Raw genomic sequence first — 9,144 nt, 5'->3', positions numbered from 1 at the left:
CTCCCTCCGCCGCGGAAGCGCTCGAAGAAGCTCCGGCTCCGGCTCCGGCCCCGGCTTCGGCTTCGGCCCCGGCTTCGGCTTCGGTGCTCGCCTCGGCGGAAGGAACGGCGTCGGAGTCGACGGCAGCGGCCTCCGTGCCGGGCTCGGCCCCGGGGTCGCCCGCCCCGGCGTCGCCCGCCCCCGCGTCGGCCGAAACCGGCTCCGCCACCGCTTCCGGCTGCTTCTCCGCCTCGGATCCGGCCTTCACAGCGTCCGTCTGCGCCTCGGCGGCCGTCGCCTCCTCGGACCCTTGGGATTCAGACCTCTCTTTACGAAGAAGCCATGAAAAAACGCCCATTTCGTCTCCATACCCTGCTCGTGTGGGCGAAATTCCGCGTCGCCCGGTGCGTCCCATTGCGTCGCCCGGGGTCACCGGTCCTCGAAACCGGCGGCTGGAACCTCGCAACAGGCAACGACCCCGGACCCGTACCGTCACGTAGCTCGTTCGAGAAGTGGGCCCGAGGTTTGCGAGACTGTGACGGTGAGTAGAGCAGCTCCCGTTCCGCGGGTCATCGCCGTCGTGGGTCCCACCGCGGCCGGAAAGTCCGATCTCGGCGTCCACCTCGCCCAGCGCCTCGGCGGTGAGGTCGTCAACGCAGACTCGATGCAGCTCTACCGGGGGATGGACATCGGCACCGCCAAGCTGACGCCCGAGGAGCGCGGCGGTGTTCCCCACCACCTGCTGGACATCTGGGACGTGACGGTGACGGCGAGCGTCGCCGAGTACCAGCGGCTCGCGCGCATCCGCATCGACGCGCTGCTCGCGGAGGACCGCTGGCCCATCCTCGTCGGCGGCTCCGGCCTGTACGTCCGGGGTGCCGTCGACAACCTCGAATTCCCCGGTACGGATCCCGAGGTGCGAGCCCGCCTGGAGGAGGAGCTCACCCTGCGGGGCTCCGGCGCCCTGCACGCCCGGCTGGCCGTCGCCGACCCCGAAGCCGCCCACGCGATCCTGCCGAGCAACGGCCGCCGTATCGTCCGCGCCCTCGAAGTCATCGAGATCACCGGCAGACCCTTCACCGCCAACCTCCCGGGCCACGACTCCGTCTACGACACCCTGCAGATCGGCGTCGACGTGGCGCGCCCCGAACTCGACGAGCGCATCGCCCGCCGGGTGGACCGCATGTGGGAGGGCGGCCTGGGCGAGGAAGTGCGCGCACTGGAGGCGCAGGGGTTGCGCGAAGGGCGCACGGCGTCGCGCGCGCTCGGCTACCAGCAGATGCTCACGGCGCTCTCCGGGGAGTGCACCGACGACGAGGCGCGGGCCGAGACCGTACGTGCCACCAAGCGCTTCGCGCGCCGTCAGGATTCCTGGTTCAGGCGCGATCCGCGGGTGCATTGGCTCAGTGGGGCCGCGGCGGATCTCACAGAACTTCCGCAGCTTGCGCTGGCCTTGGTCGAACGACCGGTCACAGCCTGATCACGTCCTGGCATCGGGACGCTCCGGCCGTCATCCGGGCCTCCGGGGGCGTGCCATCATCGAGCTTCGATCGACCAAGTGGAGTCCGAGTGGGGAGGGCGCGTGGCGATGGAGGCCGGCCCTCGTGACACCGCACCAGGCGCGGAGCAGGACACCGTCACCGGCGGGGTGCACGACACCGCGCGGGACCAGCAGGACCCCGAGGGGGACCGGCTGAGCCCGGACGGTCCCGACGAGATCATCGGCGGTGTGACCGCGGACGGTCCCGAGCCCGATGAGATGTTCCCGGGACCCGAGGTCGAGGTGGAGCTGCGTCCGCAGCGCCGCATGCGCATCTGGCAGCTCGCTCCCATCGTGAGCCTCGCCGCTCTCGGCTCCTTGATGTTCGCCTTCCCGCTGGCCTTCGACTTCGGCGACAGCGGAGCCATGATCGCCATGCTCGGCCTGCTGATCTGCTCCTGCGCCGCTGGCTGGGGCATGATGGCGGCCCGCCGGGTCGGTTACACGTGGCCCGGCCTGCCCCAGCGCGGTTCCGGCCGCCGCCCCGACTGGCGCGTCGCGATCGCGTACGCGGTCCTCGTCGCCGCGGTCGCGGTGCTCGCGGTGTGGCGCGTGGCCCGCCTGCGCTGAGGCGCTCCTGGGAACCTCGCGGCAGGGCGTCGCCCCCGCGCGACCGCCCGCCGGACCGGCCGGCCGTGCTGCCGCGACCGGCGGGCATGCCGGGCTGTCGTACCGACCCCTTACGATCGAGGGATGAGCACGCGGATCGCCTTCCTCAAGGGGCACGGGACCGAGAACGACTTCGTGATCGTCCCGGATCCCGAGAACGTCATCGACTTGCCGCCGGCCACCGCCGCGGCCCTGTGCGACCGCCGCGCGGGCATCGGCGGGGACGGCCTGCTGCATGTCGTACGGTCCGCCGCGCACCCCGAGGCCCGTTCGATGGCGGCCGAAGCGGAATGGTTCATGGACTACCGCAACGGCGACGGCTCGATCGCCGAGATGTGCGGCAACGGAGTGCGTGTGTTCGCCCGCTACCTCCAGCGCGCCGGGCATGTGGCCGAAGGTGACATCGCGGTCGCCACGCGCGCGGGAGTGAAGACCGTGCACCTCGCCAAGGACGGCGACATCACCGTCGGCATGGGCAAGGCGGTCCTCCCCGAGGGCGACGTGACCGTGACCGTGGGAGACCGCAGCTGGCCCGCCCGCAACGTGAACATGGGCAACCCCCACGCCGTCGCCTTCGTCGAGGACCTCGACCACGCCGGTCATCTGTACGCCCCACCGCCGTTCAGCCCACTGTCCGCGTACCCGGACGGCGTGAACGTCGAGTTCGTCGTCGACCGTGGCCTTCATCACGTTGCTCTGCGTGTCCACGAGCGGGGCTCGGGCGAGACCCGCTCGTGCGGCACGGGCGCGTGCGCCGTGGCCGTGGCCACCGCGCGCAGGGACGGCGCCGACCCCGCGGTGACCGGCACCCCGGCCACGTACACCGTCGACGTGCCCGGTGGCCGGCTCGTGATCACCGAGCGCACCGACGGCGAGATCGAGATGACCGGGCCCGCGGTGATCGTCGCAGAGGGTGAGATCGACACCGAATGGCTCGAAAACACGACCCCCTGAACCTTCGCTCGAATGGGTGATCCGTTTCACGCTCGGCGAGAGGCGGTCAGTCGGGCGTGGTGGGCTCGGTAGCATCAAGGACCGGCCCGGACGGGGGAACGACGCCATCCCCAGAGCCGCGTACGCCATGGGGCTCCCCGTCCGCCGGTCAACGCAGCCGGAGGTGCCCATGAGTGCGGAGGCCACGAACCCCGCGACGCCCGGCCCCATCACGCCCGCGGTACAGCGCAGGCGGGGCCGCCCCCGGATCGACCTGCGGCGCCTGGGACGGGCCGCCCTCCTGGGCCCCGCGGGCCGCGACCGGCTGCCCGACGCGATCGGCCATGTGGTCGAGGCCCACCGGGCCCACCACCCCGACGCCGACCTCGACCCGCTGCGCCGCGCCTACGTCCTCGCCGAGTCCTCGCACCGCGGTCAGATGCGCAAGAGCGGCGAGCCGTACATCACGCACCCGCTCGCCGTGACGCTGATCCTCGCCGAACTGGGCGCGGAGACCACGACGTTGACCGCCTCACTGCTCCACGACACCGTCGAGGACACGGAAGTGACGCTCGATCAGGTCCGCGCCGAGTTCGGCGAGGAGGTCCGCTACCTCGTCGACGGCGTGACGAAGCTGGAAAAGGTCGACTACGGAGCGGCCGCCGAGCCCGAGACGTTCCGCAAGATGCTCGTCGCCACCGGCAGCGATGTCCGGGTGATGTCGATCAAACTCGCCGACCGGCTGCACAACATGCGCACCCTCGGAGTCATGCGGCCCGAGAAGCAGGAACGCATCGCCAAGGTCACCAAGGACGTCCTCATCCCGCTCGCCGAACGCCTGGGTGTCCAGGCGCTCAAGACCGAGCTGGAGGACCTGGTCTTCGCGATCCTGCGCCCCGAGGAGTACACCCACACCCGCGAACTCATCGTCAAGAACTCCTCGCGCACCGACGACCCCCTCGCCGAGATCGCCGAAGAGGTACGCGGCGTCCTGCGCGAGGCCGGTCTGCAGGCCGAAGTCCTCATCCGCCCGCGGCACTTCGTGTCCGTGCACCGCGTCTCGCGCAAACGCGGCGAACTGCGCGGCGCCGACTTCGGCCGTCTGCTGGTCCTCGTGAACGAGGACGCCGACTGTTACGGGGTCCTCGGCGAACTGCACACCTGTCTCACCCCGGTGGTCTCGGAGTTCAAGGACTTCATCGCCGTTCCCAAGTTCAACCTGTACCAGTCGCTGCACACGGCCGTGGCCCGCCCGGACGGACAGGTCGCCGAAGTCCTCATCCGTACGCACCAGATGCACAAGGTCGCCGAGGCCGGCGTCATCGCGCTCGGCAATCCCTACGCCTCGCCCGTGGATGCAGCGGACTCCGCTGAGGAGCAGGCCGACGGCTCCCGCTCCGCCGACGGCGAGCGCGCCGACCCCACCCGCCCCGGCTGGCTGTCCCGCCTTCTCGACTGGCAGGAGGCCGCGCCGGATCCCGACACGTTCTGGTCCACGCTCCGCGAGGACCTCGCGCAGGACCGGGAGATCACGGTCTTCCGTCCCGACGGAGGCACGCTCGGACTGCCCGCGGGCGCCAGTTGTGTGGACGCCGCCTACGCCCAGTACGGCGAGGACGCGCACGCCTGTATCGGCGTACGCGTCAACGGCCGCCTCGCGAGGCTGAGCACGGTTCTGAGCGACGGTGACACCGTCCAGCTGCTCATGGGCCAGGACCCCGCCTCGGAGCCCTCCAGGGAGTGGCTGGAGCACGCGCACACGCCCGTCGCGCGCATCGCCATCACCCGCTGGCTGGCCGCGCACCCGGCATCCGCCGCCCCGTCCGAAGCCCCCGCCGAGACCCGCCGCCCGGCCGCGGACGGGCCCGCCGCACGCCCCGCCGCCGCGGACGTCGTCGTCGACCGGCCCGGCGCGACCGTACGCCTCGCGGGCTGCTGCACGCCCGTACCGCCCGACGCGATCACCGGGTTCGCCGTACGCGGGGGAGTGGTGACCGTGCACCGCGTGGAGTGCGCCGGGGTGGAGCGCATGAAGAGCGCGGGGCGCGCGGAGGTCGAGGTGCGCTGGGGTGACAGCAGCGAGTGCCGGGTCACGCTCTTCGCGGAATCCTTCGGGCGGCCCCATCTGCTGGCCGACCTCACTGAAGCGATCGCCCTGGAGGGCGTTGCCATCGTCTCGGCTACCGTCGAGCCGCCCAGTCAGCAGCGCGTGCGCCATACGTACACGCTTGAGCTTCCGGATGCCGCGCATCTGCCCGCGCTGATGCGTGCGATGCGCAATGTCCCGGGCGTTTTCGATGTCAGCCGGGCTCATCACCAGTCGACGGCTTCGTAGCGGGCCGTCGCGGCCTTTCAGGCCCCTTCGGGGGGTGGTGGGCTGGTCGTAGGGCGGGTGCGGGCGCGTCGTGGCTGGTCGCGCAGTTCCCCGCGCCCCTAAAGGCAAAGGACTGCGCCGTTCCCCGCGCCCCTGCAGGCGCGAGGCGGCGCCGTTGCCCGCGGGCTTGAAGGCGGACGGCCGGTCCGTTGCCCGCGGGCTTGAAGGCAGACGGCCGGTCCGTTGCCCGCGGGGCTGAAGGCAAGAGATTGCGCCGTTCGCCGCGCCCCTGAAGACGCAAGGCGGCGCCGTTCGCCCCGTCAATGGAGCCGTAAGGCCTCGACGTTCGTCGCGGCCCTGGACGCGGCCGTTCGGGTGGCTCTGGTGCGAGTCGGCATCGCGGGCGTCCCGCGCGCTGATAGCCGTGGTCCATGCTGCGCACCCGCACGACCTCCCACACCGCCGGGACGGAAGCCCCCAGGGCCTCCCGGCAGCGACGGCTGCGAACCGCGTTCGTCGCCTCCGCCGCGTCCGTCTGCCTCATCGCCGCGAGCGCCCCCGCACCGGCACCGCTCGGTATCGGTGATCGTCTCTTTCCCCACCTCGGCAACCCCGGGTACGACGTGACGGCGTACGACCTGGCCTTCACCTACTCCGGAAGCAACACCAAGCCGCTGCCGGCCGTCACGGTCATCGAGGCCCGTACGACGGACTGGCTGGAGCAGTTCAATCTTGACTACTCGCACGGAACAGTGCGGTCCGTCGAGGTCGACGGCGAGCCCGCGGAGTTCCGCAGCGCCGGCGAGGACCTGGTCGTCACGCCCGCCGAAGCGCTGCCGCCCGGCGTCCCGATGCGCGTCACCGTGCACCACGACAGCGACCCCGTCTCCACGAAGGACCAGCAGAGCGGCTGGGTGCAGACGAAGGACGGGCTGGCGATGGCCAACCAGGCTGATGCCGGACACCGTGTCTTCCCCGGCAACGACCATCCTTCGGACAAGGCGATGTTCACCGTCCGGGTCACCGTCCCCGACGGCTACACGGCCGTCGCCAACGGGCTCCCCGTAGGGGCGACCCGCCGGGCCGCGGGCACCACCTGGACCTACCGCACCGAACACCCCATGGCCACCGAACTGGCCCAGGTGTCGATCGGCCGCTCCTCCGTGGTGCGCAGAAACGGCCCCGGCGGCCTCCCCGTACGCGACGTGGTCCCCACCAAGGACCGCGAGCTCCTGGAGCCGTGGCTCAAGAAGACCCCCGACCAGATCGCCTGGATGCAGGAGAAGGTCGGCGACTACCCCTTCGAGACGTACGGGCTGCTCATCGCCGAGGCACGTACCGGCTTCGAACTGGAGACACAGACGCTCTCCCTCTTCGAGCGGAAACTCTTCGCCCGGTCCGAGTACCCGAAGTGGTACGTCGAGTCGATCATGGTGCACGAACTGGCCCACCAGTGGTTCGGCGACAGCGTCTCTCCGCGCACCTGGTCCGACCTGTGGCTCAACGAAGGACACGCCACGTGGTACGAGGCGCTCTTCGCCGAGGAGAAGGCCGACCGGCCCATGGAGGCCCGGATGAAGGCCGCCTACCGGTCGTCCGACACCTGGCGCAGTGCCGGCGGACCGCCCGCCGCCCCGAAGGGGGCCGAGCCCGGCGAGAAGCTCAGCATCTTCCGCCCGAACGTCTACGACGGCAGCGCCCTCGTCCTGTACGCGCTGCGCGAGGAGATCGGCCGCCCCGCCTTCGAGCGCCTGGAGCGCGCCTGGGTGAGCACCCACCACGACGGGGTCGCCGACACCGCGGACTTCGAGCGCCTGGCCACGGGCATCGCCGGCCGCGATCTGAGTGGCTTCTTCAAGGCGTGGCTCTACGCGGAGAAGACCCCGCCCATGCCCGGGCACCCGGACTGGAAGAGCGCGGCGCCCGCCGAGAAGGCCGCGAAACGCGCCGGGTGACCCCTGCGCGGGGAGCCCGTGACCCCCGTGAAGTGTGCCTCGTGACCCCTGTGAGGGGCACCCGCTGATTCCCGCACGGCGTGCCCCGTAACCCCCGGGAATTCGAGTGACGAGACGGGGCGTGCCGTGCGAACATCTTCACGTCGACGACACTTCGGGTCGGCGGCGCGGCCCCGTGGCCCCGGGCGGGAATCTCCCGGCGGCCCCGGGCGTTGAGCTGGTGACGGGCGAGGAGTCCGTCGCCCAGGTATTCCCATCGACGTAAGGACCCAATGACCTCCTCTTCTTCCCCTTCCCAGGACACCCAGAGCGTTGCGCAGAACCACCCCGACGGTCTTCGGGCCGATGCCCTGATGGAAGAGGACGTCGCCTGGAGCCACGAGATCGACGGAGAGCGGGACGGCGACCAGTTCGACCGCTCCGAGCGCGCGGCCCTGCGCCGCGTCGCGGGCCTCTCCACCGAGCTTGAGGACGTCACCGAGGTCGAGTACCGACAGCTCCGTCTGGAGCGGGTGGTACTCGTCGGTGTGTGGACCTCGGGGACCGCGACCGACGCGGACAACTCCCTGGCCGAGCTGGCCGCCCTCGCGGAGACCGCGGGAGCGCTCGTGCTCGACGGAGTCATCCAGCGCCGGGACAAGCCGGACGCGGCCACGTACATCGGGTCCGGCAAGGCCAACGAGCTGCGGGACATCGTTCTCGAAACCGGCGCGGACACGGTCATCTGCGACGGTGAACTGTCGCCGGGCCAGCTCATCCACCTCGAAGACGTCGTCAAGGTCAAGGTCATCGACCGTACGGCCCTGATCCTCGACATCTTCGCCCAGCACGCCAAGTCCCGAGAGGGCAAGGCGCAGGTCGCTCTCGCGCAGATGCAGTACATGCTGCCGAGGCTCCGCGGCTGGGGTCAGTCGCTGTCCCGTCAGATGGGCGGCGGCTCGGGCGGTGGCCTCGCCACCCGTGGTCCCGGTGAGACCAAGATCGAGACCGACCGGCGCCGTATCCGCGAGAAGATGGCGAAGATGCGCCGGGAGATCGCGGACATGAAGACCGGCCGCGACATCAAGCGCCAGGAGCGCCGCCGGAACAAGGTGCCCTCGGTAGCCATCGCCGGTTACACCAACGCAGGCAAGTCCTCGCTGCTCAACCGCCTCACGGGCGCGGGCGTGCTCGTCGAGAACTCACTGTTCGCGACCCTCGACCCGACCGTGCGCCGGGCCGAGACCCCGAGCGGGCGGTTGTACACGCTGGCGGACACCGTCGGCTTCGTACGGCATCTGCCGCACCACCTCGTCGAGGCGTTCCGCTCCACGATGGAGGAGGTCGGCGACTCCGACCTGATCCTGCACGTGGTGGACGGTTCGCACCCGGCGCCGGAGGAGCAGCTGGCCGCCGTGCGCGAGGTCGTCCGCGACGTGGGCGCCACCAAGGTGCCCGAGATCGTGGTGATCAACAAGGCGGACGCGGCCGACCCGCTGGTGCTCCAGCGGCTGATGCGGAACGAGAAGCGCTCCATCGCGGTCTCGGCCCGTACGGGCCAGGGCATCGCGGAGCTGCTCGCGCTCATCGACGTCGAGCTGCCGCATCCCTCGGTCGAGCTGGAGGCCCTCGTGCCCTACACGCTGGGCCGGCTGGTGGCGCGCGCCCACGCCGACGGCGAGGTCCTCTCCGAGGAGCACACCCCGGAGGGCACCCTGCTGAAGGTGCGGGTCCACGAGGAACTGGCGGCGGAGCTCGCTCCGTACGTGCCGGCTCCGGCGGCCTGATCCGCGGAAACAGACCGGAAGGCCCGCCCCTCAAGCAGGGGGCGGGCC

The 9,144-nt window shown here is 71.1% G+C and carries 6 protein-coding genes and 1 pseudogene; 6 read left to right on the top strand and 1 reads right to left on the bottom strand.

All coding sequences use genetic code 11. The features are described from left to right. Window positions 1–247 (bottom strand): annotated as a pseudogene (locus ACFWGJ_RS37565) (hypothetical protein); the annotation flags it as partial. A gap of 273 nt (window positions 248–520) precedes the next feature. Here ACFWGJ_RS37565 and miaA point away from each other — a divergent pair. From miaA to hflX, 6 genes are all read left to right on the top strand, one after another. Next, the gene (gene miaA / locus ACFWGJ_RS37560) at window positions 521–1,459 is read left to right on the top strand and encodes a tRNA (adenosine(37)-N6)-dimethylallyltransferase MiaA (RefSeq protein WP_107021586.1); all 939 of its coding nucleotides are present in this window, start codon (window positions 521–523) and stop codon (window positions 1,457–1,459) included. A 108-nt stretch (window positions 1,460–1,567) separates the two neighbouring features. After that, window positions 1,568–2,089 carry a hypothetical protein gene (locus ACFWGJ_RS37555; protein ID WP_387333453.1) on the top strand — a complete coding sequence of 174 codons (522 nt, stop codon included), beginning with the start codon at window positions 1,568–1,570 and terminating at the stop codon, window positions 2,087–2,089. Window positions 2,090–2,212: 123 nt separating this feature from the next. Beyond that, window positions 2,213–3,082, top strand: coding sequence for a diaminopimelate epimerase (gene dapF, locus ACFWGJ_RS37550; RefSeq protein WP_387333452.1), 870 nt, complete (start codon window positions 2,213–2,215; stop codon window positions 3,080–3,082). Between the two features lie 169 nt (window positions 3,083–3,251). Next, window positions 3,252–5,396: a RelA/SpoT family protein gene (locus tag ACFWGJ_RS37545; RefSeq protein ID WP_387333451.1), complete on the top strand. Its 2,145-nt coding sequence runs from the start codon at window positions 3,252–3,254 to the stop codon at window positions 5,394–5,396. A gap of 410 nt (window positions 5,397–5,806) precedes the next feature. After that, the gene (locus ACFWGJ_RS37540) at window positions 5,807–7,330 is read left to right on the top strand and encodes a M1 family metallopeptidase (protein WP_387333450.1); all 1,524 of its coding nucleotides are present in this window, start codon (window positions 5,807–5,809) and stop codon (window positions 7,328–7,330) included. Window positions 7,331–7,602: 272 nt separating this feature from the next. After that, window positions 7,603–9,096 (top strand): GTPase HflX, encoded by a 1,494-nt coding sequence (gene hflX / locus ACFWGJ_RS37535; protein WP_107021471.1) that lies wholly within the window; start codon window positions 7,603–7,605, stop codon window positions 9,094–9,096. Window positions 9,097–9,144: the final 48 nt, after the last annotated feature.

This window comes from Streptomyces sp. NPDC060205, assembly GCF_042728395.1.
Classification (GTDB): domain Bacteria; phylum Actinomycetota; class Actinomycetes; order Streptomycetales; family Streptomycetaceae; genus Streptomyces.
This window is presented reverse-complemented; position numbering and strand designations above follow the sequence as displayed.